General features: G+C 73.7%; 22 protein-coding genes and 2 tRNA genes. 4 read left to right on the forward strand and 20 right to left on the reverse strand.

The genetic code is table 11. The annotated features are described in order from the left end of the window. Positions 1-13 precede the first annotated feature (13 nt). The 8 genes from ACFWOG_RS24385 to ACFWOG_RS24420 form a co-directional block, all read right to left on the reverse strand. A tRNA-Ala gene (locus ACFWOG_RS24385) sits at positions 14-86 on the reverse strand. 37 nt (positions 87-123) lie between these two features. Beyond that, positions 124-196, reverse strand: a tRNA-Ala gene (locus tag ACFWOG_RS24390). 134 nt (positions 197-330) lie between these two features. After that, positions 331-978 (reverse strand): histidine phosphatase family protein, encoded by a 648-nt coding sequence (locus ACFWOG_RS24395; RefSeq protein ID WP_329885199.1) that lies wholly within the window; start codon positions 976-978, stop codon positions 331-333. Further along, on the reverse strand, positions 975-1,445 hold the full coding sequence (rsfS, locus tag ACFWOG_RS24400) for a ribosome silencing factor (protein ID WP_380360978.1): 471 nt from the start codon (positions 1,443-1,445) through the stop codon (positions 975-977). Before rsfS ends, ACFWOG_RS24395 begins: the two co-directional genes overlap by 4 nt. 128 nt (positions 1,446-1,573) lie before the next feature. Further along, positions 1,574-3,469 carry a LytR C-terminal domain-containing protein gene (locus ACFWOG_RS24405; protein ID WP_380360980.1) on the reverse strand — a complete coding sequence of 632 codons (1,896 nt, stop codon included), beginning with the start codon at positions 3,467-3,469 and terminating at the stop codon, positions 1,574-1,576. A gap of 18 nt (positions 3,470-3,487) precedes the next feature. Continuing rightward, the gene (gene nadD, locus ACFWOG_RS24410; RefSeq protein WP_329885153.1) at positions 3,488-4,120 is read right to left on the reverse strand and encodes a nicotinate-nucleotide adenylyltransferase; all 633 of its coding nucleotides are present in this window, start codon (positions 4,118-4,120) and stop codon (positions 3,488-3,490) included. A 153-nt stretch (positions 4,121-4,273) separates the two neighbouring features. Continuing rightward, entirely contained in the window at positions 4,274-4,432 is a 159-nt protein-coding gene (locus ACFWOG_RS24415) for a hypothetical protein (RefSeq protein ID WP_327676842.1), read from the reverse strand. Between the two features lie 185 nt (positions 4,433-4,617). Continuing rightward, positions 4,618-4,764, reverse strand: coding sequence for a hypothetical protein (locus ACFWOG_RS24420; protein ID WP_329885152.1), 147 nt, complete (start codon positions 4,762-4,764; stop codon positions 4,618-4,620). 310 nt (positions 4,765-5,074) lie between these two features. On the opposite strand from ACFWOG_RS24420, the gene ACFWOG_RS24425 reads away from it, so the two are divergent. Beyond that, positions 5,075-6,169, forward strand: coding sequence for a M48 family metallopeptidase (locus tag ACFWOG_RS24425; protein ID WP_329951486.1), 1,095 nt, complete (start codon positions 5,075-5,077; stop codon positions 6,167-6,169). Positions 6,170-6,247: 78 nt separating this feature from the next. Here the strand turns inward: ACFWOG_RS24425 and ACFWOG_RS24430 are convergent, their stop codons facing one another. The 11 genes from ACFWOG_RS24430 to ACFWOG_RS24480 form a co-directional block, all read right to left on the reverse strand. Beyond that, on the reverse strand, positions 6,248-7,336 hold the full coding sequence (locus ACFWOG_RS24430) for a hypothetical protein (protein WP_329951485.1): 1,089 nt from the start codon (positions 7,334-7,336) through the stop codon (positions 6,248-6,250). Between the two features lie 124 nt (positions 7,337-7,460). Next, positions 7,461-8,048: a hypothetical protein gene (locus tag ACFWOG_RS24435; RefSeq protein WP_329951484.1), complete on the reverse strand. Its 588-nt coding sequence runs from the start codon at positions 8,046-8,048 to the stop codon at positions 7,461-7,463. 148 nt (positions 8,049-8,196) lie between these two features. After that, positions 8,197-9,519: a glutamate-5-semialdehyde dehydrogenase gene (locus ACFWOG_RS24440; protein WP_329951483.1), complete on the reverse strand. Its 1,323-nt coding sequence runs from the start codon at positions 9,517-9,519 to the stop codon at positions 8,197-8,199. A 101-nt stretch (positions 9,520-9,620) separates the two neighbouring features. Further along, positions 9,621-10,145, reverse strand: a complete 525-nt coding sequence (locus tag ACFWOG_RS24445) for a hypothetical protein (protein ID WP_329885147.1) — start codon at positions 10,143-10,145, stop codon at positions 9,621-9,623. Between the two features lie 142 nt (positions 10,146-10,287). After that, positions 10,288-11,424, reverse strand: coding sequence for a glutamate 5-kinase (gene proB, locus ACFWOG_RS24450; RefSeq protein WP_329885146.1), 1,137 nt, complete (start codon positions 11,422-11,424; stop codon positions 10,288-10,290). Between the two features lie 232 nt (positions 11,425-11,656). Next, positions 11,657-13,135 (reverse strand): GTPase ObgE, encoded by a 1,479-nt coding sequence (obgE, locus tag ACFWOG_RS24455; protein WP_329951482.1) that lies wholly within the window; start codon positions 13,133-13,135, stop codon positions 11,657-11,659. 112 nt (positions 13,136-13,247) lie between these two features. Continuing rightward, positions 13,248-13,505, reverse strand: coding sequence for a 50S ribosomal protein L27 (rpmA, locus tag ACFWOG_RS24460; protein ID WP_209416555.1), 258 nt, complete (start codon positions 13,503-13,505; stop codon positions 13,248-13,250). A gap of 12 nt (positions 13,506-13,517) precedes the next feature. After that, positions 13,518-13,835, reverse strand: coding sequence for a 50S ribosomal protein L21 (gene rplU, locus ACFWOG_RS24465; RefSeq protein WP_329885143.1), 318 nt, complete (start codon positions 13,833-13,835; stop codon positions 13,518-13,520). A gap of 219 nt (positions 13,836-14,054) precedes the next feature. After that, the gene (locus ACFWOG_RS24470) at positions 14,055-17,750 is read right to left on the reverse strand and encodes a ribonuclease E/G (protein ID WP_380360985.1); all 3,696 of its coding nucleotides are present in this window, start codon (positions 17,748-17,750) and stop codon (positions 14,055-14,057) included. Between the two features lie 396 nt (positions 17,751-18,146). Further along, entirely contained in the window at positions 18,147-18,947 is an 801-nt protein-coding gene (locus ACFWOG_RS24475; RefSeq protein ID WP_329951480.1) for a TIGR03936 family radical SAM-associated protein, read from the reverse strand. 238 nt (positions 18,948-19,185) lie between these two features. Beyond that, positions 19,186-21,114, reverse strand: coding sequence for a TIGR03960 family B12-binding radical SAM protein (locus ACFWOG_RS24480; RefSeq protein WP_329885140.1), 1,929 nt, complete (start codon positions 21,112-21,114; stop codon positions 19,186-19,188). A gap of 660 nt (positions 21,115-21,774) precedes the next feature. On the opposite strand from ACFWOG_RS24480, the gene ACFWOG_RS24485 reads away from it, so the two are divergent. Beyond that, positions 21,775-23,064 (forward strand): M14 family zinc carboxypeptidase, encoded by a 1,290-nt coding sequence (locus tag ACFWOG_RS24485; RefSeq protein WP_329885139.1) that lies wholly within the window; start codon positions 21,775-21,777, stop codon positions 23,062-23,064. Between the two features lie 110 nt (positions 23,065-23,174). Here the strand turns inward: ACFWOG_RS24485 and ACFWOG_RS24490 are convergent, their stop codons facing one another. Beyond that, entirely contained in the window at positions 23,175-24,380 is a 1,206-nt protein-coding gene (locus ACFWOG_RS24490; RefSeq protein WP_380360987.1) for an SGNH/GDSL hydrolase family protein, read from the reverse strand. A gap of 90 nt (positions 24,381-24,470) precedes the next feature. Between ACFWOG_RS24490 and ACFWOG_RS24495 the strand changes: the two genes are divergently transcribed. Together ACFWOG_RS24495 and ACFWOG_RS24500 are read left to right on the forward strand one after the other, a co-directional pair. Beyond that, positions 24,471-24,977 carry a MarR family winged helix-turn-helix transcriptional regulator gene (locus ACFWOG_RS24495; protein ID WP_329951476.1) on the forward strand — a complete coding sequence of 169 codons (507 nt, stop codon included), beginning with the start codon at positions 24,471-24,473 and terminating at the stop codon, positions 24,975-24,977. Positions 24,978-25,027: 50 nt separating this feature from the next. After that, positions 25,028-25,681, forward strand: coding sequence for a nitroreductase family protein (locus tag ACFWOG_RS24500; RefSeq protein WP_329885136.1), 654 nt, complete (start codon positions 25,028-25,030; stop codon positions 25,679-25,681). Positions 25,682-25,731: the final 50 nt, after the last annotated feature.

The raw sequence follows: 25,731 nt of genomic DNA on the forward strand, positions 1-25,731 counted from the left end.
TTCTTGCCGTCTGTGGAGCTACGGGGAATTGAACCCCGGACCTCTTGCATGCCATGCAAGCGCTCTACCAACTGAGCTACAGCCCCGCGACACGCACGGCCCTCGCGGACCGCAGGTGCGGAGTGGAGCTACGGGGAATTGAACCCCGGACCTCTTGCATGCCATGCAAGCGCTCTACCAACTGAGCTACAGCCCCGCACTCACCGGATTTCCCGCTTCCCTCACCGGGTTGCGTTTCCTCCGTGCGAACGAGGAAGACTCTAACCGGTCAGGCCCGGAACTGCGAAATCCGCTCCCCGTAGACCACTCCACGCCCCCTCCGCGCACCGCTCAGGTGTCGTCGCCGATCACCGGCTCCGGCAGCGTGCCGGCGTTGTGCTCCAGCAGTCGCCATCCGCGCGCGCCCCGGCCCAGCACGGACCAGCAGCAGTTGGACAGCCCGCCGAAGCACTCCCAGAGTTCCGGCTCCAGGCCGAGCATCCGCCCCAGCATGGTGCGGATGGTGCCGCCGTGGCTGACGACGACCAGGGTGCCGTTCTCGGGCAGCTTGTCGGCCGCGTCGAGCACCACCGGCACCGAGCGGTCGGCGACCTCCGTGGAGAGTTCACCGCCGCCGCGCCGGACCGGCTCGCCCTGCGCCCAGGCCGCGTACTCCTCCGGGAACCGGGCGCGGATCTCGGCGTTGGTGAGGCCCTGCCAGGAGCCCGCGTAGGTCTCCTGCAGCCCCTCGTGGTGCTGCACGTCGAGGCCGGTGACCTTGGCCAGCTCCTCGGCGGTGCGCCGGGCCCGCTTGAGGTCGGAGGAGATCAGCAGGTCGGGGCGGAGGCCGGCGAGCAGCCGGGCGGCCCGCTGCGCCTGCAGCACGCCCTGCCCGGTCAGCTCGATGTCCGTGGTGCCCTGGAACCTCGACTCGAGGTTCCAGGACGTCTGGCCGTGCCGCCAGAAGACGATGCGCGGGCCCCGCGCGTCCCGGCTCAGCTGTAGTCCTCGGCGCCGAAGTCGTCCGCGGGCGCCTGCTCGACCGGGGTGACGGCGTTGCCGACCGCGTCGGTGTGGGCGTCGGGACGGTTGCGGGAGGCCAGGGCGTCCTCCGGCAGGGGCAGCTCGGGGCAGTCCTTCCAGAGCCGGTCGAGCGAGTAGAAGGAACGCTCCTCGGAGTGCTGGACGTGCACCACGATGTCCAGGTAGTCGAGCAGGATCCAGCGGCCGTCGCGCTCGCCCTCCCGGCGGACCGGCTTGATGTCCAGCTTCTCGCGCAGCTGGTCCTCGATCTCCTCGGCGATGGAACGGACCTGGCGGTCGTTGTTGGCCGAGGCGATCAGGAAGGCGTCGGTGATCGACAGCACCTCGCTGACGTCGAACGCGATGATGTTGTGGGCCAGCTTGTCGGCCGCCGCCTGGGCGGCGACGTTGATGAGTTCCTGGCTGTGGTCAGTGACGGTCACGGTGTTCTTCCGGCTCGGAGGCTTGGGGCGCCCCGGAGCGCGGGGCGCCGGGATCGCCTTCCAGGATCTCACGCCGCCCCGGCGGCCCCGGAACCGTTTTCCGGAGCCGCCCGACGCGAGCCGGGTGCCTACTGCGTCTTCGGCGGGGCGTAGTCCTTGCCGAGAACGACCAGCAGGTCCGCGTTCTGCGCCTCGGCGACCTTCTTCACGGCCGTCTCCGGCAGGCCGAGGCTGGTCGCCAGCGACTTCGCGGCGGCCTGCCGGGCGTCGTCGGTGTAGCGGATCTCACTGGCCGGCTGCGGCGCGGTCCTGGCCCCGCCGGGGACGAAGGTGAGGCCGGCGTTGACCACCTGGACCTGTGCGGCGGCGGCCGCCTGGTCGTTCCCGGTGGCGTCCTGGACGGAGACGCGGGCCGGCGCGTCGGCGGAGGTGGCCGCCTTGACGGTGCCGCCCAGCACGTCCTTGACCTGCTTGCCGGCGGTGGCCTCGTCCAGCGTGCCGTCCGGCTTCACGGTCAGTGCGGTGGCGCCGAACTGACCGTTCCTGGCCAGCTGGGCGAGCTGCGTGAGCACACCGGCCAGGGCGTCCTCGGGCAGCGAGGGGTCGAGCACCGCGTTCATCCGGTGGACGTCGTCCTTGGCGTCCTTGAACTCGACGGGCATGGTGCGCACCACCGCGTCCATCACCTGGCCGAACCGGGCCAGCTGGGCGTCACGGCTCTCGCCCTGGTTCTGCAGGGTGGCGTAGGCGACGGCCGCCTTCCCGTTCAGCAGGGTGTTCTTCCCGGCGGCGGAGAGCACCTTGCCGTCCGGCCTGCCGCCCTCGCGGGTCTCCGCGTCGGTGTCCACCCGGACACCGCCGAGCTGGGCGACCAGCAGTTCCAGGTACGGGGTGTCCAGCCGCCAGGTGCCGGCGACGGGGGCGCCGAGCACGGTGGCCAGGCCGTCGCGGGTTCCGGAGGCGCCGAGGCTGTCCATGGCCTGGCCGACGGTGGTGATCGGCGGGTCGCCCGGGCCGGGCAGCCGCAGGGTGTCCGGGAGCAGCAGGACGGTGCCCTTCTTGCCCGCGGCGTCGTTGACGAGCAGCGCGCTCGACACCTTGCCCTGCAGGTCGCGCAGGTGGACCACGTTGACCTGGCGCGGTCCGGCGGCGACGGCCGCGCTCTCCTTGTCACCGGTGAACCAGAGGTAGCCGCCGACGCCCGCGCCGACGAGCGCCAGCGCCGCGCCGGCGCCGACCAGCCGGTTGCGCAGCTTGCGGCGGCGTTCCGCGCGAACCTCGCTGCGGGACTCGGCGAACTTCAGCCAGTCGATGACGTCCTCGGAGTCCTCCCCCTCCTCGTCGTCGACGAAGGTGAACTCGCCCGTCGGGTAGTCGCCCTTGGGGGCCTTGCCCTTGGCGGCGCGGCTGCCGCCGACCTGCTCGGACGGCGGTTCGGGCCGGGCGGGGGCCGGCTCGGCGGCGGTCGGCCGGGGCAGCCGGGGGCGCGGCGTCACCGGGGCGGGCGCGGGCACGGCGGCGGGCGCCTCGGGCGCGGTCTGCTCCGGCTCGGCCACCACCGGCATCTGCGCGGTCGCGTACGGCTGCTGGGCCTGCTGCTGGTACGGGTCGTAGACCTGCTGCTGCTGGTACGGGTCCTGGTAGCCGTAGCCGCCCTGCTGCGGGTACGCCTGCGGCGCGGGCTGCACCGGCTGCCCGTACTGGTCGTACTGCTGCTGCTCACGCTGCTCGTACGGCTCGTACGCCGGCTCCTGCTGCTGCCCGCCGTAGCCGCCCTGCTGCGGGTAGCCCTGCTGGTACTGCTGCGGGTACTGCCCGGTGGACCAGTCGTCCTGCTGCGGGTACGCCTGCTGCGCGGGCTGCACCGGCCGGCCGTACTGGTCGTACTGCTGCTCGGGCTGCTCGTACGGCTCGTACAGCGGCTCCTGCTGCTGGTAGGCCTGCTGGTACTGCTGCTGGTACTGCCCGGCGGGCCAGTCGTCCGGCTGCCCCGGCTGCCCCTGCGGTCCCCTGCGATCGCTCATCCGTCGGCCCCTCCGGGATCAGGTCCGGTGCGGCGCGTAGAGCGCACGCTTGTCGATGTAGCGGACCACGCCGTCCGGGACGAGGTACCAGACCGGTTCGCCCTTGGCGACCCGGTTGCGGCAGTCCGTGGAAGAGATGGCCAGCGCCGGGACCTCCACCAGGGAGACCCCGCCCACCGGCAGCCCGGCGTCCGTCAGAGTGTGCCCCGGCCGGGTGCAACCGATGAAGTGGGCGAGCGAGAAGAGCTCGTCGGAGTCCCGCCAGGAGAGGATCTGGGCGAGCGCGTCGGCGCCGGTGATGAAGAACAGGTCGGCGTCGGGGTGCAGCGCCCGCAGGTCGCGCAGGGTGTCGACGGTGTAGGTCGGTCCCTTGCGGTCGATGTCGATCCGGCTGACCGAGAACTGCGGGTTCTCCGCGGTGGCGATGACCGTCATCAGGTAGCGGTCCTCGGCGGGCGTGACGTGGCGGTCGCTCTTCTGCCAGGGCTGTCCGGTCGGGACGAAGATCACCTCGTCCAGGTGGAACGCGCTGGCGACCTCACTGGCGGCGACGAGGTGTCCGTGGTGGATCGGGTCGAAGGTGCCGCCCATCACACCGAGGCGCCTCTTCACCGGCGCCGATCCGCCGGAATTCCCGGTCTGCTCTCCCATGGCGCCACACCTTACGCGACGCCCGTTACGGTGCGGGAACGCCTGGGGGCCGGGCCCTCCGGGCACACGTACGGGAGCGGCCGGCTACTCCGCCGGACGCTCCCCCGGGCCGTCGGCCGCCGGGTCGAGCGCCCGGCGGTCCTGCCTGCGGGCCTAGCGGTCCTTGTTGAAGCGGGTGGTCACGAAGAGCAGCAGCAGGAGGACGAACAGGGCGGCGCCACCCGTCAGGTACGGGTTGAGGCTGTCGTGGTTACCCCCCTCGCCCTCGTTCGCGAGAAGGTTCAGGACGGGGAGTGCGGCGGCAGTGCTCATGGTCGGCGGACCTTCTCGGCTCGGTGACGGGCAGGAGGTGTCGTCGGGCCGGTGAGGGCCCGTCCGTCATCGTACGGGGGGTTACACGGCAACCGCTCGGCGGCCCACCGCGTCTGAACCGCCGTGAGCCCGCGCCCGCGGACGTCCCCGCGCCGATGCACGGCCGACCGCCGGTCCGCGGCAGGTCAGTTGTTGCGGCCGGCCCGGAGCAGGAGCCAGGCGAGCAGGCCGACCCCGACGAACGAGGCCACCACGATGATCCGCAGGAAGATCCCGGGACCGTTCTCCGAGGAGATCGGGGCGGCCAGGCTGACAAGGGCTTCGGTGGACATCTGCGGGCTCCTCGGACTGCTCGGTGCCGCGGCCAGGTCTGGCTCGGCTCTCCCGGGCATTCAGGGTAAACCGGCCTCACACCGGCGCCGCCCACCGCCCCCTCGGCCCCGGAAACGCGTCGCCGGGCACGCCCCCGGGCCCCGCCCAGGGCCCGCCACGGGCCCGCCACGGGCGCCCGCCCGGGCGCACGTAGGGTGTCGGCGGGGACGAGTACGCAACCGCGGACGTTGCAGAGACAGTCGTTGTAGGCGAAGAGCAGCGGGGGCCGGCCAGCGGCCGGGGCCGCCGTCGACCAGGAGGTACTCACACATGACCGACACGACCGCGAAGACCCCGAGCCGTCGCCGCCAGCGGTTCCCGGAGATCTCCACCCGGGCCTGGGAGCATCCGGCGGACCGCTCGGCGCTGGTCGCGCTGCGCAAGCTGACCGGCTTCGACGACGTGCTGAGGAAGCTCGCCGGTCTGGTCTCCGAGCGCTCGATCCGCCTGATGTTCCTGGCCACCGCCGTGAAGACCTCGGAGCGCCAGTTCCCCGAGCTGCACGCCATGGTCCGCGACGCCGCCTACGTGCTCGACCTGGACAAGGTCCCGGACCTGTACGTCACCCAGGACCCGGCGGTCAACGCGTTCTGCATCGGCATCGACACGCCGATCATCGTGGTCACCAGCGGCCTGGTGGAGCTGCTGGACGAGGAGGAGCTGCGCTCGGTGATCGGCCACGAGGTCGGTCACGCGATGTCCGGCCACGCGGTGTACCGGACGATGCTGCTGATCCTCACCAACATCGCCGCCCGGATCGCCTGGGTGCCGCTGGGCAATCTGGCGATCATGGCGATCATCACCGCGCTCAAGGAGTGGTTCCGCAAGGCCGAGCTCTCCAGCGACCGGGCCGGCCTGCTGGCCGGACAGGACCTCCAGGCGTCCATGCGGGCCCTGATGAAGCTGGCCGGCGGCCACAACCTGGCCGAGATGAACGTTGACGCCTTCCTGGAGCAGGCCGAGGAGTACGAGAAGGCCGGGGACCTGCGCGACGGCGTGCTCAAGCTGCTCCAGGTGCTGCCGCAGAGCCACCCGTTCGCGGTGGTCCGGGTCGCGCAGCTGAAGAAGTGGGCGGAGGGCGACGAGTACCGCTCGATCCTGGCCGGCGCCTACCCGCGCCGCACCGACGACTCCGAGACCTCGGTCGGCGACCAGTGGAAGGCCGCCGCCGACCACTACACGACCACGGTGAAGGAGAGCAAGGACCCGCTGATGGGCCTGATCCGCGACGTGGCGGGCGGTGCGGCCACCGTCGGCGGCAAGCTGCGCGACACCTTCACCGGCGCCACCCGCAACGGCAACGGAAACGGCGCCAACGGGAACGGGAACGGCAGCAACGGCGACGGTTCCCGCGACGGCAGCTGACCCGCTCCCCCGCACACCAGGACGGCCCTCGGCACCCGCCGGGGGCCGTCCCGCTGCCCCGGCCCGACGGCTCCCGCCTCAGCTCCCGGCGAGCACCCCGCACATCTGCCACGCCGGCCGGGCGTGGTTGCCCGGATCGACGGGCGGCGGCACCGTGGACGGCGAGGCCGGTGGCGGCGTGGGCGGCGCGGCGGCGTCCGCGGTCGCCAGCACCGGCTGGACGGCGCCGGCCAGCGAGCCGTCGCACGGCGCGGGCCCGGCCTGCAGCACCGAGTCCACCAGCCGCAGCCGCGCCGACGCCAGGTCGGTCCGGTCGAACTCGAAGCTCAGCTGTCGCCGCACGGTCTCCAGGGTGACCGGCGCGCCGCTCGGCGCACCGGCCGCCTTCAGCGCGTAGACGAAGGTGTGGTCGGTGGCGATCTCCAGGGTCCCGTTGTCCGCCTCGTCGATCCGCATCGCGCCCGCGACCTTCACCGTGTCGGCGGCCAGCGCGACCTGCGCCGGGTCGAACCGGACCAGCCAGCCGGTCAGCGCGTGGTGCCGGTCGTCGGTCGGCTGGACCACGCTGGCGTCGAACTGCGCCTGCTCGCCCGGCGTCACGAAGGCCCGGACGTCGGCGGTCGCGCCCTGCACCAGCGTGGCGGGCGCGAGCGAGGAGGCGACCAGGTAGCGCTGGACGGTGTCGAGCGCCTTGGTCACCTCGATCCGGGAGAAGTGCCCGGTCGCGGCCCCGGCCGGCGTCCCGAGCCCGACCGCGCCGTCGCCGTAGCCGGGCGGCAGTCCGGCGAACGGGTCGGCCGGGTCGGCGACCGCCCGGACCGCCGAGGCCGGACTCAACGCCACCAGGCTGACGGTCAGTTGACTTCCCTCGGGCCGGGCCGCGGGGCGCGTCGGCGAGCTCACTCCGAAGTAGACGGCGGCGCCGAAGGCCAGCAGGATCACCAGCAGCAGGGCGAGCGCCTGGCGGGGCACGGTGCCCAGCGGCCCGAGGCGGACCTTGGGCCGGGTGGCCCTGCCGTACGCGCCGGCCAGCCGTTCCCGCGCCGACAGCTCCTGGATCCGGGCAGCGCGGACGAACGACTCGTCGAAGACCACGGACCGGTATTCGTCGTCGTTTCCGGAACCACCGTCGGGCGCACCCTCCGGAGGCTCACGCGGGTCACCCATGACACCAGGGTAAGGCGCACCCTCGCCCCGCCACGAGGCCTCTGACACAGAACACCGGAAGCTCTCCGTGACCGGTGGCAGCCGCCCCGGGGCGCAACGGGCCGCCGTCCCGCCGGTCGGCGGCTCAGCCCGCCGGGGCCGTGACCACCAGCGACGGCTCAGCCGGGGGCGGCGCCGGGTCGTTCCCCGGGCTGCTGTTCCCGGACTCGGGCCGCCTGGGCGCGCCCCCGGGGCCGCCCACACCCTGGTAGACGGCGGCGACCGCCATGGCGATCAGGCCCACGCCCATGATCACGGCGAGCACCCAGGCCACCGGCCGGTGCCAGCGCTGCTGGGCGACGTAACGGCCGCGCCGAGCGCCGAGCGGGTCGAAGCCGACCCGGCCCCAGCGGCGCGCACGCCGCTGGGTGGAGCGGCCCGGGCCGGTCCACGGATCGGGATAGCGGTGATCGTCGTCGAGTCCGCCCGGGTACGGGCGGAGCTCCAGCGGCACCCCGTCACCGACCGGGGCTTCGTAGCCCCAGGCCGGACCGGCCGCGTCCGGCTCGAACCGGGCCTCGGCAGCGGCGAGCTGCCGCTCCTTGGCCGTCGGCTCGTGCACGGCGGCGGACCGCACGAAGGCCTCATCGAAGACCACGGTGGCGAACTCGTCGTCCGCACCACCGTGGTCGGCGCCGTCGGGGTACGGCAAGCCCCCCACATCCTCAGCCACGGATTCAGCGTATTACCGGGAGGGCGATTTGTCTGTGGCTCCTCGCAGTTGGTCCATCACCCGTGTGACGCGGGCCTGCCCGGACCGGCCCCCGGGCGCTGCCTGTCTCCGGCCCGGGCCCCGGGCCGGAGACCGCTCCGGACGCCGGTCAGACGGCGTCGGCCGTGCCCCCCACGGTCTGCGTCGCCTCGCCCCGCACATGCCCGTCACCAGTGACGATGTACTTGGTGCTGGTCAGCTCGGGCAGCCCCATCGGGCCGCGGGCGTGCAGCTTCTGGGTGGAGATCCCGATCTCGGCCCCGAAGCCGAACTCGCCGCCGTCGGTGAACCGGGTGGAGGCGTTGACGGCCACCGTGGTCGAGTCGACCAGCTGGGTGAAACGGCGGGCGGCGGCCTGCGAGGTGGTGACGATCGCCTCGGTGTGGCCGGAGGACCAGCGGCGGATGTGCGCGACGGCGGCGTCCAGCGAGGGCACCACGGCCGCGGCCAGGTCGTAGGAGAGGTACTCGGTCTCCCAGTCCTCGTCGGTGGCGGGCAGCACCGTGGCGGCCGTGCCCTCGGCGGCCTTGAGGACCGCGTCGTCACCGTGCACGGTGACCCCGGCCTCGGCGAGCGCGGCGAGGGCGAGCGGCAGGAAGGCGTCGGCGACGTCCTGGTGGACCAGCAGGGTCTCCGCCGAGTTGCAGACGCTGACGCGCTGTGCCTTGGAGTTGAGCAGGATGCCGACGGCCATGGCGAGGTCCGTCTGCGCGTCCACGTAGACGTGGCAGTTGCCGGTCCCGGTCTCGATCACCGGAACGGTCGAACCCTCGACGACGGCGCGGATCAGCGAGGCACCGCCGCGCGGGATCAGCACGTCGACCAGGCCGCGGGCCCGCATCAGCTCCTGGACGGAGTCCCGGCTCTCGCCCGGCACCAGCTGGACGGCGTCGGCGGGCAGCCCCGCCCCGGCGACGGCGTCGCGCAGGACGGCGACCAGTGCGCTGTTGGAACGGTAGGCGGAGGCCGAGCCGCGCAGCAGCACCGCGTTGCCGGACTTCAGGCAGAGCGCGGCGGCGTCCGCGGTGACGTTCGGCCGGGCCTCGTAGATGATGCCGACCACGCCGAGCGGCACCCGGACCTGGCGCACGTCCAGACCGTTGGGCAGGGTGTAGCCGCGGATCACCTCGCCGACCGGGTCGGGCAGACCGGCCACGTCGCGGACGTCGGAGGCGATCGCGGCGATCCGCTCCTCGGTGAGGGTCAGCCGGTCGATCACCGACTCGGGGGTGCCGGCCGCGCGGGCGCGGGCGACGTCCTCGGCGTTGGCGGCGGTGATCTCGGCCGCGCGGGCCACCAGGGCGTCCGCGACGGCCTGCAGCGCGGAGTCCTTCGCCCCGCGCGGCAGCGGGGCGAGCGCGGCGGCCGCCTCCCGGGCACGGCGCGCTACGGCGAGGACGGGGCTGTCGGCGGTGGCGAGATCGCTGGTCATGCGCCAAGGGTAGCGACTGCCCCGACCCCGCCCGCCGGGTATTTCGCCCGGTGAGACACCCCCGGCCCGACCCGGCCCCCGGGGTGTCCCGCCGGGGGCGGTCAGTAGGGGTGGACTCCGCCCAGGTGCGGCTGCGCGCCGCCGAACCCCTCGGCGACCCGCTTGTGGTAGGTCGCCCGGTCCACCACCTCCAGGCCGACGATCTCCCACGGCGGCAGGCCGGCGGTCACCTTGTGCTCGCCCCAGAGCCGCAGCGCGATCGCGGCCGCGTCGTGCAGGTCCCGGGCCTGCTCCCAGTACCGGATCTCCGCGTGGTCGGCGGCGTAGCGGGCGGTCAGGAAGAACGAGTGGTCGTGCGCCAGCCGCTCCAGCCCGGCCCGCAGCGCGGTGAGCGGGGTGACCTGCCCGGCGACGCTCAGCACCACGTGCCAGAGCCGGGCCTGCTCGGGCACGACGGGCGGCTCGGTCTCGTCACGCCGGTCCGGCCGGAGCGGGCGCACCGTGCCCGGCCCCTGGGACGGCGGACCGGACGAACCCGCGGGAGCGTCGCCCCCGCCGCCGTCGATGCTGGTCAGCCGCCGGCCTGCCGTCCCTCCGGTCAGCGCTGCCTCGCGCCTGCTTTCCACCGGCGGCCTCCTGTTCGGCGATGTCGTGTCGTCGTGCCCGCCGGCCCCGGCCCGACGCGTACGGCTGCGCCCCTCCTCGCCCGCGGCCGGACGTGCTCCCCGTGCGGAGCCGCCCGCCTTCCGCCGGCCGGCCCACGGCCGGTCAGCCGCGCAGGACGACCAGGTCGTCGCGGTGGACGACCTCCCGCTCGTAGGCGGCGCCGAACTCCTGGGCCAGGTCTCGGGTGGACCGGCCGAGCAGGCGGGGCAACTCCCTCGCATCAAAGTTGACCAGTCCGCGCGCCACGATGTGGCCGTTTTCGGCAAGAAGGTCCACCGGATCGCCCGCGGCGAACTCACCGTCCACCCCGACCACCCCGGCGGGCAGCAGCGAGGCGCCGCCGGAGACGACGGCGCGGACGGCTCCGGCGTCGAGGTGCAGGGCGCCGCGCGGGCTGCTGGCGTGGGCCAGCCAGAGCATCCGGTCGGAGGAGCGGCTGCCGGTGCGCCGGAAGAGGGTGCCGGTGGGCCGGCCGGACAGGGCGTCGGCGGCGTGGCTGGCCGCGGTGAGCACCACGGGGATGCCGGCGCCGGTGGCGATCCGGGCCGCCTCGACCTTGGTGACCATGCCGCCGGTGCCGACGCCCGCCTTGCCCGCGCTGCCGATCTCGATGCCGTCCAGATCGTGCGGTCCGGACACCTCGGCGATCCGGCTGGTGCCGGGGCGGCTGGGATCGCCGTCGTAGAGGCCGTCCACGTCGGAGAGGAGGACGAGCAGGTCGGCCCGGACCAGGTGGGCGACCAGCGCGGCCAGCCGGTCGTTGTCACCGAACTTGATTTCGGCGGTGGCGACGGTGTCGTTCTCGTTGACGATCGGCATCGCGCCCATCGCCAACAGCTGGTCGAGGGTCCGGTAGGCGTTGCGGTAGTGGACGCGGCGGCTCGCGTCCTCGGCGGTGAGCAGCACCTGGCCGACCCGGAGGCCGTAGCGGGCGAAGGAGGCGGTGTAGCGGGCGACCAGCAGGCCCTGGCCGACGCTGGCGGCGGCCTGCTGGCGGGCGAGGTCCTTGGGGCGCCGCTCCAGTCCGAGCGGGGCGAGGCCGGCGGCGATCGCCCCGGAGGAGACGAGGACCACCTCGGGGGCGTCGGCGCGGGCGCGCACCTTGGCGAGGGCGTCGACGAGGGCGTCGACGCGGTCGGCGTCCAGGCCCCCGGCCGCCGTGGTGAGTGAGGAGGAGCCGACCTTGACGACGATCCGGCGTGCGGTCAGCACCTCCGTCCGCAGGGAGTCCTCGCTCATCTCGCTGTTCGCCCTTCCGGTGTGGTGCGCTACGGCGGGGCCGGGCCCGGCCGCCACCCCCGCAATCTACGCGATCGGTACGGACCGTCCGCCGCACGTTCCAGCCGCCGGACAGCGAACCGGACGGCGATCCGGACGGCGGCCCGGAGGCCGCGCCTTGCGCCGACCCTCCGTCAACGAGCAGGCCCCCGCCTCCCGTTCGGGAGACAGGGGCCGTACGGGCCGGTACCGGCTACTCTTCCTCGTCGTCGCCTTCCAGGGCGGCCGGACGGCCGCTGGAGAGCGCCTCGAAGGCCAGGAACTCCGCCTCGGCGGCGTCCCGGTTCTTCTGCTTGTCACGACGGCGGTCGACCGCGGGACGCGGGCTGTCCATGCGGTGGTCCTCACCGCGGCGGCCGAGCATCTCGGCGCCGGCGGCCATGGTCGGCTCCCAGTCGAAGACGACGGCGTTGTCCTCCGCGCCGATGATGACGGTGTCGCCCTCGTGGGCGCCGACCTTCCAGAGCTTCTCCTCGACGCCGAGGCGGGCCAGCCGGTCGGCCAGGTAGCCGACGGCCTCGTCGTTGGAGAAGTCCGTCTGGCGGACCCAGCGCTCCGGCTTGACGCCGCGGATGCGGAAGGCGCCGTCCTCCTCGGTGATCGTGAAGCCGGCGTCGTCGACGGCGGTCGGCCGGAGCACAATCCGGGTGGACTCCTCCAGCGGCTTGGCGGCGCGGGCCTCGGTGACGATCTGCGCCACGGCGAAGCTCAGCTCGCGCAGGCCCTTGCGGGAGGCCGCGGAGACCTCGAAGACGCGGTAGCCGAGCTCCTCCAGCGAGGTGCGGGTGAGGTCGGCGATGTCCTGGCCGTCCGGCACGTCGATCTTGTTGAGCGCGACCAGGCGCGGCCGGTCCTCCAGCCCGCCGTACTCGGCGAGCTCGGCCTCGATGGTCTCCAGGTCGCTCACCGGGTCGCGGCCGGGCTCCAGGGTGGCGCAGTCGAGCACGTGCACGAGCACCGAACAGCGCTCGACGTGCCGCAGGAACTCCAGGCCGAGGCCCCTGCCCTGGCTGGCGCCGGGGATCAGGCCGGGCACGTCGGCGATGGTGTAGACCGTGTCGCCGGCGGTGACCACGCCGAGGTTGGGGATCAGGGTGGTGAACGGGTAGTCCGCGATCTTCGGCTTGGCGGCGGAGAGCACCGAGATCAGCGAGGACTTGCCGGCGCTCGGGTAGCCGACCAGGGCCACGTCGGCGACGGACTTGAGCTCCATGACGATGTCACGGGCGTCACCGGGCTCGCCGAGCAGCGCGAAGCCGGGCGCCTTGCGGCGGGACGACGCGAGCGCCGCGTTGCCGAGGCCGCCGCGGCCGCCCTGGGCGGCGACGAAGCTGGTGCCGTGGCCGACCAGGTCGGCGAGCACGTTGCCCTGCCGGTCGAGCACGACGGTGCCGTCCGGGACCGACAGCACGAGGTCGTGGCCGTCGGCGCCGGTGCGGTGGCCGCCGGCGCCGGGCTTGCCGTTGGTCGCCTTGCGCTTGGGCGAGTGGTGGTACTCCAGCAGGGTGGTCACCTGCGCGTCGACGGTGAGGATGACGCTGCCGCCCTCGCCGCCGTTTCCGCCGTCCGGGCCGCCGAGCGGCTTGAACTTCTCCCGGTGTACGGAGGCGCAGCCGTGGCCCCCGTTACCCGCGGCGACGTGGAGCTCGACGCGGTCCACGAAGGTGGTCATGGGGTGTGCCTCCAGTACGAAGAGTGTGCGGTGCGATGTCGCTACCTGCGGTAAAGCACGAAGGGTGGACCGGATCATTCCGGCCCACCCCTCATTGTGAGTCTGGTGTGACTCAGGCCTCGGTGGCCACGATGTTGACGACCTTGCGGCCGCGGCGGGTGCCGAACTGCACAGCACCGGCGGTCAGCGCGAACAGGGTGTCGTCGCCACCGCGGCCGACACCGGCACCCGGGTGGAAGTGGGTGCCGCGCTGGCGGACGAGGATCTCGCCGGCCGAGACGACCTGGCCGCCGAAGCGCTTGACGCCGAGGCGCTGGGCGTTCGAGTCACGGCCGTTACGGGTAGAGCTTGCGCCCTTCTTGTGTGCCATCTCGCTATCCCCTTACTTGCTGACGGAGTCGATGCTCGTGATCCGCACAGCGGTGTGCTGCTGGCGGTGACCCTGGCGGCGACGGTAACCGGTCTTGTTCTTGTAGCGCAGGATGACGATCTTGTCGCCCTTGGTCTGGTCGACCACCTCGGCGTGAGCCTTCACACCGGCCAGCACCCACGGGTCGGAGGTGACAGCGTCACCGTCGACGATCAGGATGGTGGAGAGCTCCACCGAGTCACCCGACTTGGCCTCGATACGGTCGATCTCCAGCACGTCGCCGACGGCGACCTTGTGCTGGCGGCCGCCTGCGCGAACGATCGCGTACATGCGGTACCTACTTTCCTAACTCGGTCGGAGCTCCTGATGCCAGCCGCCTGGGTACGGACACAGGGGCCTCTCCCCGACACCTCTGACGAGGGCCCGGAAGGTGATGTGCTCGGGAGCAAGGCGTAGACACGCCGATGGTCAAGAATACGGACCGGCCGCCTCGGGAGCAAACCGGCACGTACGGGCCCGGGGCGGACTGGGTCCGCCCCGGGCCGGGCACTACTCGGCCGCCGTATCACCCTCGGCGGCCGCCGCCTTCTTGGCCGCCGCGCTGGTCCGCTTGGTGGCGGTCTTGCGGGCGGTGGTCTTCTTGGCCGCCGTCGTCGTCTTCTTGGCGACGGCGGTCTTCTTGGCGGCGGTCTTGCGGGCGGCCCGCTTCTTCGGTGCCGGCGCCTCCTCGGCGGGCTCCTCGGTCACGGCCTCCGTGTCCGCGTCCGTCCCGTCGGCGACCGCCTCGGCGGCCTCCTCCGTGGCGGCCGGCTCGACGGCGACAGGCTCGACGGCGACAGGCTCGGCCGGCTCGGCGACCGGCTCGGCCGGGGCCTCCTCGGCGGGCTTCTCGGCGGCCGCGAAGGCCGACTGCAGCGCCGCCTCGGCCTTGGCCTGCAGGACGACGATCTCCGCACCGCCCGGGGCCCCGGCGGGGGCCGTGGCCTTGCGCACGGCACGGCGGCGGGTACGACCGGCCGGCGCAGCGGCGGGAGCCGTCTCGACGGCCTGCGGGGCCTCGACGACGGTCTCGACGGTCTCGACGGCCACCGGCTCGGCGGCGGGGACCTCGGTCCCCGGCACCTCGATCGCCAGCTGTCCCTCGATCTCCTCGTGCACCGGCGCGTCGAAGTCCTCGGCCGCCTCCAGGGTCTCCTCGGTCTCCTCGATCTCCAGGGCCTCGACGGCCTGCGGCTCCTCGTGGGCCGCACCGCCCTTGCCCCGGCGACGGCGCTTGCCGCCACCCGCGCCGGCCTCGACGGCGAGCGCGCCGCCGCCGTTGCCGTGGACGTGGGAGCTCGGCTGCTCCATGTGGACGATCACGCCGCGGCCGTTGCAGTGGACGCACGGCTCGGAGAAGGACTCCAGCAGGCCCTGGCCGACCCGCTTGCGGGTCATCTGCACCAGGCCCAGCGAGGTGACCTCGGCCACCTGGTGCTTGGTCCGGTCCCGGCCCAGGCACTCCAGCAGGCGGCGCAGCACGAGGTCCCGGTTGGACTCCAGGACCATGTCGATGAAGTCGATCACGATGATGCCGCCGAGGTCGCGCAGCCGCAGCTGGCGCACGATCTCCTCGGCCGCCTCGATGTTGTTCCGGGTGACCGTCTCCTCCAGGTTGCCGCCCTGGCCGACGAACTTCCCCGTGTTGACGTCGATGACGATCATCGCTTCGGTGCGGTCGATCACCAGCGAACCGCCGCTGGGCAGCCAGACCTTGCGGTCCAGCGCCTTCATCAGCTGCTCGTCGATCCGGTAGGTGGCGAAGACGTCCACCTCGGAGGTCCACCGCTGGAGCCGCCCGGCGAGGTCCGGCGCCACGTTGGAGACGTAGTCGTGGATGGTGTTCCACGCCTCGGTGCCGGAGACGATGACCTTGGTGAAGTCCTCGTTGAAGATGTCGCGGACGACCCGGACGGTCATGTCCGGCTCGCCGTACAGCAGCGCCGGGGCGTTCCCGCTGGTGGCCCGCTTCTGGATGTCCTCCCACTGCTGCTGCAGCCGCTGGACGTCGCGGGTCAGCTCCTCCTCGGAGGCGCCCTCGGCGGCGGTGCGCACGATGACGCCCGCGTCGTCCGGGACGATCTTCTTGAGGATCTGCTTCAGACGGGCGCGCTCGTTCTCCGGCAGCTTGCGGGAGATGCCGGTCATCGAGCCCTCGGGCACGTACACCAGGTAGCGGCCGGGGAGCGAGATCTGGCTGGTCAGGCGGGCGCCCTTGTGGCCGATCGGGTCCTTGGAGACCTGGACCAGCACGGACTGGCCGGACTTCAGCACCGACTCGATCCGGCGCGGGCCGCCGTGGCCGCCCAGCGCGCCGAAGTTGACCTCACCGGCGTACAGGACCGCGTTGCGGCCCTTGCCGATGTCGACGAAGGCGGCCTCCATCGACGGCAGCACGTTCTGGACCTTGCCCAGGTAGACGTTGCCGACGTACGAGGTGGCCTGCTCCTTGTTGACGTAGTGCTCGACCAGCACGCCGTCCTCAAGGACGCCGATCTGGGTCCGCTGGCCGTTCTGGCGCACCACCATGACGCGCTCGACCGACTCGCGGCGGGCCAGGAACTCGGCCTCGGTGATGATCGGCACCCGACGGCGGCCCAGCTCGCGGCCCTCGCGGCGGCGCTGCTTCTTGGCCTCCAGGCGGGTGGAGCCCTTGATGGACTGCACCTCGTCCGGGTCGAACGACGGCTCGGTGGAGCGGCGGCGCGGCTCGCGCACCTTCACCACCGTGCGGACGCCGTCCTCGGTGGTCTCGGCGGCCTCGACGGCACCGGACTCACCGCTGCGGCGGCGACGGCGACGGCGACGCCGGGAGGAGGACAGGCCGGAGGCCAGGTCGTCCTCGTCGTCCTCCTCGTCCTCGGCGGCGGCGAGCGCAGCGTCGGCGGGGTGCACGGTCTCCGGGGCCTCGGCCTCGGTCTCCTCGGCCTCACCGCGGCGGCGGCGACGGCCACCCCGGCGGCGGCGGCGCGACGGGCGACCGTCCTCCCACTCGTCCTCGGCCTCGGCCTCGGGGCCGGTGGCGGGGGCCTCGACCACGGGCGTCTCGACCGGCTCGGCGACGACGACGGGCGCGGGACGCTCGACGGCGGCCGGACGCTCGACGACGGGCGCGGGACGCTCGACGGCGGCCGGACGCTCGACGGGCGGCTTCTCCGCGGCGGCCCTGCGCTGCCGGCCCGAGGACTGCACGCGGACCTGGGTGCGGGTGCGACGACGGCGGCCGACGCCGCTGTACTCGAACTCGTCCTCCTCGCCACGCTCCTCCGGCACGGCCGGGGCCTCGACCGGGGCAGCCGCCGCGGCGGGCTGCGCCGCGGGTGCCGCGGGCGGGGCGACGTAGGGGGCCGGCTCCTGGAAGACCGGGGCCTGGAAGATCGCGGTGGACGGGCGGACCGCGCGGCGGCGCACCCGGCCGGTGACCGGCTCGGGCTCGGCGACCGGTGCGGGCGCCGCGGCGACGGGCTCCGCGACGGCGGGCTTCACCTCGGCGGCCGGCTCCTCCTCGGCCACCGGCTCCTCGACGGCCGGCTCGACCGGGGTCTCGACGACCGGGGCCGCCTCGACCACACGGCGGCGGCGGGGACGGCGGGCCGGCGCGGCGGGCGCCTCCTCCACCGGAGCGGCCTCGACCGGCGCCACCTCGGCGACGGCCGGCTGCTCGGCGGCGGGCTGCTCCTCGACCGCCGGTGCCTCGACCGGAGCGGCCTCGGCCTTCTTGCGGGTCCTGCGGGCCCGCACGGGCTTCTCGGCCGCGGGCGCCTGGTCGGCGGCCTTCTCGGCCTTCGCGTTGTCGGCCTTCGCAGCCCTTCCGGCGGGCTTCTCGGCCGCCGGGGCCTCGGTGTCGGCCGGGACGGCGGTCGCACCGGCGTCCGGCGCGGTGACGACGATCGAGGTGGCCTCGGGCGCACCGGCGGGCGCCTCGGCCCGCTTGCGGGTCCGACGGGCGCGCACGGGCTTCTCGGCCGCCGGTTCGGCGGCGGGCGTCTCGGCGGCGGCCGGCGTCTCGACCGGCTTCACCTCGGCATCGGCCGGGATGACCGTCTCGGCGACCGCCGAGGCCGCGCCCTGCGGCGTTCCGGCCGGGCGGGACACCGCGCGGCGGCGCCGACGCGGCGGCGCGGCGGACGCGCCGTCGCCACCGGTCACGGTGGTGTCGTTCTGTTCCGTCGCCGCGGACTGCTGCGGATCGGTGTTATCGAGCATGCGGGTGGATCTCCCGTCAGGCCCCCGGGCTCCGCATCCTGGCACGGCGGGGCACCGGTGGCGCCGGCCGGCATCATGACGATGCTCGGGCCGGACCCTTTCACGGTGCCGCCGCGCGGACGCGAGGCCGCACAGGGGCTCGTAGTCTCGCTCGGCGCCCCGCACTCGCGGGGTGTCGAAAGTCTTCTGGTCTGACCAGTCTTCTGAGGTTTTCCCAAGCTGCGCCGTTCCCCAACCCCGGGTGGCTCCCGGACGGGGTCCTCGGGCCCACCGACCATCGGGGTCGGAGGGCCACAAGAGGCCGGCCTGTGCTTCGACGACGCTCGCTCCCCTGGGGAGCAGCGGGGGCCTGGAGGACCAGCGGGCCCAGTGTGAACTGGACCCGGCCTCCGCCCGCTAGGCGGACGCGGTTGCGCGCGGCTCGCCGGCCGTCAGAGGGCCGGCCGTGGCCGCGGCGCGGTCGAGCGCCAACGGGTCGGTCACCGTGCCGGTCTCCTCGTCTAGCGGCCCCTGCGCCAGCCTGGTCACCTCTGCGGGGACCGGCGGCGCCAGGTCGGCCGTCACACGGAGACCGGACAACACGTCGTCGGGTCGTACGGCGGGTGTGGCCTGTCGTACTACCAGGCGCAGTATCGCACAGGGACGGCCGGTCCGAACATCGCGGCCCCCTTCGCCGTCCGTGTCCGCACCGTCGTCGACCTGCGGCGAGGCGATTTCGAGCGCCGCCACCGCGCCGCGCGCGTCGAAGACACGCACGCCGTTCTTGGTGAGGCGTTCGACCTCGACCCGCTCCTCGGCCAGGAACGCCGCGATCGCGCGGGCCGCCTCCTCCGGGGTGACACCGTCCAGACGGACCAGCCACTCGGAGGCTTCCAGGCGCTCCACGAAGTTCGGCGTCCGCACCTCGACGGCGTCGATGACGTCCAGACCCGCGGGGAGCGATTCGTCCAGTTGGGCGCGCAGCTCCTCGGGGTCGCGCAGTGCGGCGAGGCCGATCTCCAGGTACTCCGCCTCGCTGGCCACACCGGTCGGTGCGGCGTTGGCGTACGACACCTTCGGGTGCGGAGTGAAGCCGGCCGAGTAGGCCATCGGCACGGCCGACCGGCGCAGGGCGCGCTCGAAGGCGCGTTGGAAGTCGCGGTGGCTGGTGAAGCGGAGCCGGCCGCGCTTGGTGTAGCGGAGACGGATCCGCTGCACGGTCGGTGCGGGCGGCGGACCGTCGGGCGTGCGGCGTGCCAGGTCGCTCAGTCCTTAGTCAGTTGTCCCCGTCCGTCGCGGCGGCGGTTTCCCGCCACTGTCCGGACTCTGTCACCCCAAAGGGTACGCGTCCCCGCCACCCCCTCGCTCCGTTCCTGCTCAGGGGCGTCCGGTCCGGCGTCCGGAGACGACGGGACGCCCCCGCCGGACAGGTCCGGCGGGGGCGTCCCGGGTGCCGCTACTTGCCGACCACGCTCAGCGGGAGGAGCTTCTTCCCGGTGGGGCCGATCTGGATGCTCGTGTCCATCTGCGGGCAGACGCCGCAGTCGAAGCAGGGGGTCCAGCGGCAGTCGTCCACCTCGACCTCCTCCAGGGCGTCCTGCCAGTCCTCCCAGAGCCAGTCCTTGTCGAGACCGCTGTCCAGGTGGTCCCAGGGCAGCACCTCCTCGTAGGTGCGCTCACGGGTGGTGTACCAGTCGACGTCCACGCCCGTGCCGGCCAGGCCCTTCTCGGCGGAGGCCATCCAGCGGTCGTACGAGAAGTGCTCGCGCCAGCCGTCGAAACGGCCGCCGTCCTCGTAGACCGCCCGGATGACGGCGCCGATCCGGCGGTCGCCGCGCGAGAGCAGGCCCTCGACGATGCCGGGCTTGCCGTCGTGGTAGCGGTAGCCGATGTTCTTGCCGTACTTGCGGTCGCCGCGGATGGAGTCGCGCAGCTTGGCCAGGCGGGCGTCGGTGGCCTCGGCGGAGAGCTGCGGGGCCCACTGGAACGGGGTGTGCGGCTTGGGCACGAACCCGCCGATGGAGACGGTGCAGCGGATGTCGTTCTGGCCGGTGACCTCGCGGCCCTTCTGGATGACGTTCTTCGCCATCTCACCGATCTGGAGCACGTCGTCGTCGGTCTCGGTGGGCAGGCCGCACATGAAGTACAGCTTCACCTGGCGCCAGCCGTTGCCGTAGGCGGTGGCGACGGTGCGGATGAGGTCCTCCTCCGACACCATCTTGTTGATCACCTTGCGCATGCGCTCACTGCCACCCTCGGGGGCGAAGGTGAGCCCGGAGCGGCGGCCGTTGCGGCTCAGCTCGTTGGCGAGGTCGATGTTGAAGGCGTCGACGCGGGTGGACGGCAGCGACAGGCCGATCTTGTCCTCGGTGTAGCGGTCCGCGAGGCCCCTGGCGATGTCGCCGATCTCGGTGTGGTCGGCGGAGGAGAGCGACAGGAGGCCGACCTCCTCGAAGCCGGTGGCCTTGAGCCCGCGTTCCACCATCTCGCCGATGCCGGTGATGCTTCGCTCCCGCACGGGGCGCGTGATCATGCCGGCCTGACAGAAACGGCAGCCGCGGGTACAGCCGCGGAAGATCTCGACGGACATCCGCTCGTGCACGGTCTCGGCGAGCGGGACGAGCGGCTGCTTGGGGTAGGGCCACTCGTCGAGGTCCATGACGGTGTGCTTGGAGACCCGCCACGGAACGCCGGGGGCGTTCGGCACGACGCGGCCGATCCGGCCGTCGGGCAGGTACTCGACGTCGTAGAAGGCGGGCACGTACACCCCGCCGGTGCGCGCGAGGCGCAGCAGCAGCTCCTCGCGACCGCCGGGGCGGCCCTCCTCCTTCCAGGCCCGGACGATCCGGGTGATGTCGAGCACGGCCTGCTCGCCGTCGCCGATCACGGCGCAGTCGATGAAGTCCGCGATCGGCTCGGGGTTGAACGCGGCGTGGCCGCCGGCCAGCACGATCGGGTCCTCGTCGGTCCGGTCCCGGGCGTTCAGCGGGATGCCGGCCAGGTCGAGGGCCGTGAGCATGTTGGTGTAGCCGAGCTCGGTGGAGAAGGAGAGCCCGAACACGTCGAAGGCGCGCACCGGCCGGTGGGCGTCGACGGTGAACTGGGGGACGCGGTGCTCGCGCATCAACGCCTCCAGGTCCGGCCAGACGCTGTAGGTGCGCTCGGCCAGCACACCCTCCTGCTCGTTGAGCACCTCGTAGAGGATCATGACGCCCTGGTTGGGCAGGCCGACCTCGTAGGCGTCGGGGTACATCAGCGCCCAGTGGACGTCGCAGGCGTCCCAGTCCTTGACGGTCGAGTTGAGCTCGCCGCCGACGTACTGGATCGGCTTCTGGACGTGCGGGAGGAGGGCCTCCAGGCGTGGGAAGACCGATTCGACAGTCATGTACTAGGAACCCTTACGACGTTTGATGGCCGCCGTGCTCACCGATGGGCGACGGCTGGGAGGGGTGACCCTCAAGGGTAGCCGAATCGCGGCAGGCTCATCCCGGCCGGCCCGTGCCGCGCTCCCGGGCGGCCGGGGCCGCTCCGGCGGGTGAACGGCGCCCTACGGCGCGGCGTCGACGGTGGTTGACACGTTCGAAGGGCGCGTGCGCTACTGGCAAGGCTCTGTCGGAGGGTCCTGCACGCCGTCGAGGCAAGGGAGTTGACCATGCACAAGGCAACCGGCCCCGGCCTCCTGCCCGGGACCGTGGTCCTCCCGCCCGGAGCCGCGGGCGGCTGACCCCGCGGGCGGCCCGGTGCAGGCCCCGGCGCAGGTGCCCCGTCCACGCGCGGTATCCGGACGCCCCACCGGGGTATGTCCCGCAGACGGGTCTCACCGACCGGCCCTCACCGACCGGTCTCCGTCGTACAGCCTTCGCCGAACAGCCCCCACGGATCGGCCTTCACCGGTCGGCCCCCGCAGTGCCCCCTCGTATTCCCCCACCACAGGCCCCCACCGCATTTCCCACCGCATTCCCCCGTCGAGACGACCCCGAGGACAGCCCCCGAGGACAGGCCACAGCGCCGCCCGCACACGGGCGTGCCCGAGGACAGGAGAGCCATGACCGACACGGGCCCACGGGTACGCCGGATCGGACCGCCGCGCCAGGACATCGAGAGTTACCCGACGGTCGCCCGCGCGGTCGCGGCCGCCCAGCGGCTGGCCCGCCGCCACCCCGACCGCTGTCGCGTCCGCGAGGTGGGCCGCTCCCGGGCCGGCCGGCCGCTGGTGCTGCTCTCCGTCGACGACGGGGAGCACACCGTCCTGGCGGTCGGCGGCCCGCACCCGAACGAGCCGGTGGGCATGGCCGCCGCGGTCCGGCTGGCCGAGCGGGTGCTGGAGCTGCCGCCCCGCCCGGGGGTCGGCTGGCACGTGCTGCTCTGCCTGGACCCGGACGGCGCCGCGCTCAACGAGGGCTGGCTGCACGGCCCGCTCACCCCGGCCCGGCACTACGAGCACTTCTTCCGGCCGGCGTTCGACGAGCAGCCCGAGCTGCCGCCGGCCCCGGACGGCGACCGGCCGCCGATGCCGGAGAGCCGGGCGCTGACCGGCCTGATCGACGAGCTGCGCCCGGTGCTGCAGTGTTCGCTGCACGGTGTGGACTTCGGTGGCGCGTTCGTGCAGCTCACCCGGCCGCTGCCGGGCCTGGCGGAGGGGTTCGCACGGTCGGTGGCGCGGGCCGGCATCCCGCTGGACGTCGACTCCTACGACGCGGTCGGCTGGGACAGCCCGGCCCCGGGGGCGTACGTGATGCCGGCGCCGGGCGGCGGTTCGCAGGCGCTGCCGGACCGTCCGGAGCTGTCGACCTGGTCGTACGCGGGCCGGTACGGCGGGGTTACGGCCGTGCTGGAGGTGCCGATGTGGGCGATCGACGCGGTCGGCGACTCCCGTCCGTACCCGGACGCGCGCGCCGCCGTGGGGGCCGCCGCCCGGACGCTGGGCGACCGGGTCGAGGAGCTGGTCGGGATGCTGCCGCAGGTGCCGCCGCACGCCGGGGTGGCGTACGGGCCGCTGCTGCGCTCGATCGAGTTCAACCTGGAGGTCTGCCCGCTGCTGCTGGAGGAGTGGCGCACCGAGTGGTCGGTGGCGCCGCTGTCGGTGTCCCGGGTGACGACCGCCCGGATCGTCGCGGCGCGGCTGCCGCTGCGGGTCGCCTCGATGCTGCTGCGGCTGCTGGCGGACTCCGGGGGCCCGGCGGCCGACGCGGCCAGGGCGCGGGCCCGGGCGATCGTGGCGGCGAGCCTGGACGGGCTGCACCGGCTGGGCACCCGCTGGGTGCCGGTCGACGCCCAGGTCTCCCACCAGGCCCGGGCGGCGCTGGCCGCCGCGGACCTGCTGCTGCCGGTCTGATCGCGAACCGGTCCGATCGCGGGTCGGGCCGGCCCGTACCGGTCTGATCGCGGGCTGGTCCGATCGCGGATCGGGCCGGCCCGTACCGGTCTGATCGCGGGCCCGGCCGATCACTGGCCCGTCGATGCCGGTCGGAGTCGGCCAGGTCCGGTCGGGGCCGGTCGGAACCCGCCGACCAGCGGCCGCAGGTGGGGGTCGACCAGGCCGGCCAGCCGGTGCTCCCCCTGCGGTGTCGGGTGCAGGCCGTCCGCGTACAGGCCGTCCGCCTCGGCGACCGGCAGCACGTCCCGGCCGTCCACCAGGTGCAGCCGGCGGTCGCCCAGCCGCTGGAGCACCCGGACGGCCGCAGCGGTCAGGTCGCGGACGTCGGCCAGGGTCAGCCCGGCCGCGTTGACCACCCGCTCGCGCTCCACCGAGGGGAGCGCGGCGATCACGGCGATCGGCGTGTCCGGGTGCCCGTCCCGGATCGTCTCGACGAAGCCGCAGACGGCGGGGCCCCAGCTGCGGGCGGTGAAGACGGAGCGGATGTAGGCGTTGGTGCCGATCTCCAGGGTGACCAGGTCGGCGGGGGTGTCGCGGATCACCCGGGCGACCAGCGGGTCCAGGTAGGCCTCGCCGGCGAACCCGAGGTTGCGCAGCCGCCAGCCGTGGCGGCGGGCGAGCAGCGCGGTCCAGCTCGCGGACGGCCCCTCGGGGAACATGGCGTGGGTGAGGGAGCTGCCGTAGGCGATCCAGCGCGGGCCGGTGCGCCCGACGGGGGCCAGCAGCCGGTGGCCGCGGAGGCCGACCGCGGCGAGCCGGGTGCGGGACAGGTGCGGCAGCCAGACCTCCACCTCCGTCGGGCCGCCCGGCAGTGCCAGGTCGAGGCGGCGGCGCCCGGGGTCGAGGTGGCGCCGGTGGAGGAGTACGCCGTCGGCCAGGACGTCCACCGGCGCGGCGCCGGGCTCGGCGTCGAGGTCCAGCAGCAGTTCGGTGGCGTCGGTGCGGACGGCGAACCGGACGCCGGCCGGGATCCGGGCGAGCCGCGCGAAGTTGTCCGAGAGGGCGGTGGCGATCCGCTCCTGCGGGATCCGCAGCGGCAGGACGGTGCCGCCGACCCGTTCGAAGCCGCAGACACCGTCCCAGCCGAGCCGTGCGTCCTCGGGGTCGAGCCACTCCTCCCTCCGCCTCGCGCCGGTCACCAGGGCCGTCGCCCCGTCGCGGCCGGCTGCCGCGCCTCCCCCGTCGCCGCCGCCCGCCACCGTGCCCGCGTCGTCGCCCCCGGCCATCCCGACCCCCAAATTAGTCTTGTGGACAACAATCTGATGTTCAATCACGTACGATCGGAAAGTAGCAGCGGAAATCATCTACCGTCAAACAATCTCTCAGGAGCGTTATGCTGGCCGTCCACCACCGAAGGAGTCCCGATGGCCAGCGCCCCCCGGACCGCCCGCCTCGCGTCCCCGAGCCGGGCGGACGACGGCGGCGAGCGTCGGCGGTACTTCGCCGCGCTCACCCAGGACCGCCCCGACGTCGCCCTCTGCCGCGCCACCACCGTGGTCGCCCGGACCATCGACGAGCAGCTCTCCGGAAACCCGCTGACGGTGGCCCAGCACCTGGTGCTCAAGATGCTCGACGCCGTCGGCAGCTGCTCCCAGCAGGAGCTCAGCGAGCAACTGCGGATCGACCGCAGCGTGATGGTCGGCTGCGTGGACGCCCTGGAGGACGCCGGCCTGGTCCGCCGCGAGCGCCACCCCCGGGACCGCCGCGCCTACGCCGTCACCCCGACCCCCGACGGGGCCGCCGCCCTGGCCGACGCCGAGCGCGCCATGGCCCCCGTCCTGGACCACGCCTTCGCCGCCCTCACCCCGGACGAGCGGGCGACCCTGGTCCGCCTCACCCGCAAGCTCCTCGACGTCCCGCCGGCCGACTGAGACCCCGCCCCGCGCGGCCGGTCGGCCCATCCCGACCGGAGGCCACGGCCGTGCCGTATCCCGACCTGACCGCTGAACAGCTCCTCACCACCACCCGCGCCGTCCGCAAGCGGCTCGACCTCACCCGCCCGGTCGCCCGGGAACTGGTCGAGGAGTGCCTCGCGCTCGCCACCCAGGCCCCCACCGGCCGCAACCGCCAGCGCTGGGACTTCGTGATCGTCACCGATCCGGCCCGGCGGGCCGCCCTCGCCGACCTCTACCGGCTCGGCCTGGTCAACCCCCGCCGACCCGTCGTCCGCACCGGCCTGGACCGCACCACCGAGGACACCGCCCGGCGGCTGCGCCTCGCCGAGAGCGCCCAGCACCTCTTCGACCGTCTGCACGAGGTGCCGGTCCTGGTGGTGCCCTGCGTCCGGATCGAGGGCCGGCACGAGTTCGACTCCCACGTCGGCCAGGCGAACGCCTGGGGCTCGATCCTCCCCGCCACCTGGCAGTTCATGCTGGCCGCCCGCTCCCGCGGCCTCGGCACCGCCTGGACCACCCCGCACCTGCACTACGAGCGCGAGGCCGCCGACCTGCTCGGCATCCCCTACGAGACGGTGGCGCAGGTCGCGCTCGTCCCGCTCGCCCACACCGTCGGCACCGACTTCCGCCCCGGCCCGCGCGTGCCCACCGACCGGATCACGCACTGGGACGCCTGGTGACCACCGCCCCCGACGACGACGGCGGGGCCGGCCCGGGATCTCCCCGGACC

It is taken from the genome of Kitasatospora sp. NPDC058406 (genome assembly GCF_042722765.1).
In the GTDB taxonomy this organism is placed as follows: Bacteria; Actinomycetota; Actinomycetes; order Streptomycetales; family Streptomycetaceae; genus Kitasatospora.

Bases quoted from the DNA above. Each gene is read 5' to 3' on its own strand.
- ACFWOG_RS24405 (WP_380360980.1), bottom strand. From the start codon at position 3,469: ATGAGCGATCGCAGGGGACCGCAGGGGCAGCCGGGGCAGCCGGACGAC.
- nadD (WP_329885153.1), bottom strand. From the start codon at position 4,120: ATGGGAGAGCAGACCGGGAATTCCGGCGGATCGGCGCCGGTGAAGAGG.
- ACFWOG_RS24415 (WP_327676842.1), bottom strand. From the start codon at position 4,432: ATGAGCACTGCCGCCGCACTCCCCGTCCTGAACCTTCTCGCGAACGAG.
- ACFWOG_RS24420 (WP_329885152.1), bottom strand. From the start codon at position 4,764: ATGTCCACCGAAGCCCTTGTCAGCCTGGCCGCCCCGATCTCCTCGGAG.
- ACFWOG_RS24425 (WP_329951486.1), top strand. From the start codon at position 5,075: ATGACCGACACGACCGCGAAGACCCCGAGCCGTCGCCGCCAGCGGTTC.
- ACFWOG_RS24430 (WP_329951485.1), bottom strand. From the start codon at position 7,336: ATGGGTGACCCGCGTGAGCCTCCGGAGGGTGCGCCCGACGGTGGTTCC.
- ACFWOG_RS24440 (WP_329951483.1), bottom strand. From the start codon at position 9,519: ATGACCAGCGATCTCGCCACCGCCGACAGCCCCGTCCTCGCCGTAGCG.
- proB (WP_329885146.1), bottom strand. From the start codon at position 11,424: ATGAGCGAGGACTCCCTGCGGACGGAGGTGCTGACCGCACGCCGGATC.
- obgE (WP_329951482.1), bottom strand. From the start codon at position 13,135: ATGACCACCTTCGTGGACCGCGTCGAGCTCCACGTCGCCGCGGGTAAC.
- rpmA (WP_209416555.1), bottom strand. From the start codon at position 13,505: ATGGCACACAAGAAGGGCGCAAGCTCTACCCGTAACGGCCGTGACTCG.
- rplU (WP_329885143.1), bottom strand. From the start codon at position 13,835: ATGTACGCGATCGTTCGCGCAGGCGGCCGCCAGCACAAGGTCGCCGTC.
- ACFWOG_RS24470 (WP_380360985.1), bottom strand. From the start codon at position 17,750: ATGCTCGATAACACCGATCCGCAGCAGTCCGCGGCGACGGAACAGAAC.
- ACFWOG_RS24480 (WP_329885140.1), bottom strand. From the start codon at position 21,114: ATGACTGTCGAATCGGTCTTCCCACGCCTGGAGGCCCTCCTCCCGCAC.
- ACFWOG_RS24485 (WP_329885139.1), top strand. From the start codon at position 21,775: ATGACCGACACGGGCCCACGGGTACGCCGGATCGGACCGCCGCGCCAG.
- ACFWOG_RS24495 (WP_329951476.1), top strand. From the start codon at position 24,471: ATGGCCAGCGCCCCCCGGACCGCCCGCCTCGCGTCCCCGAGCCGGGCG.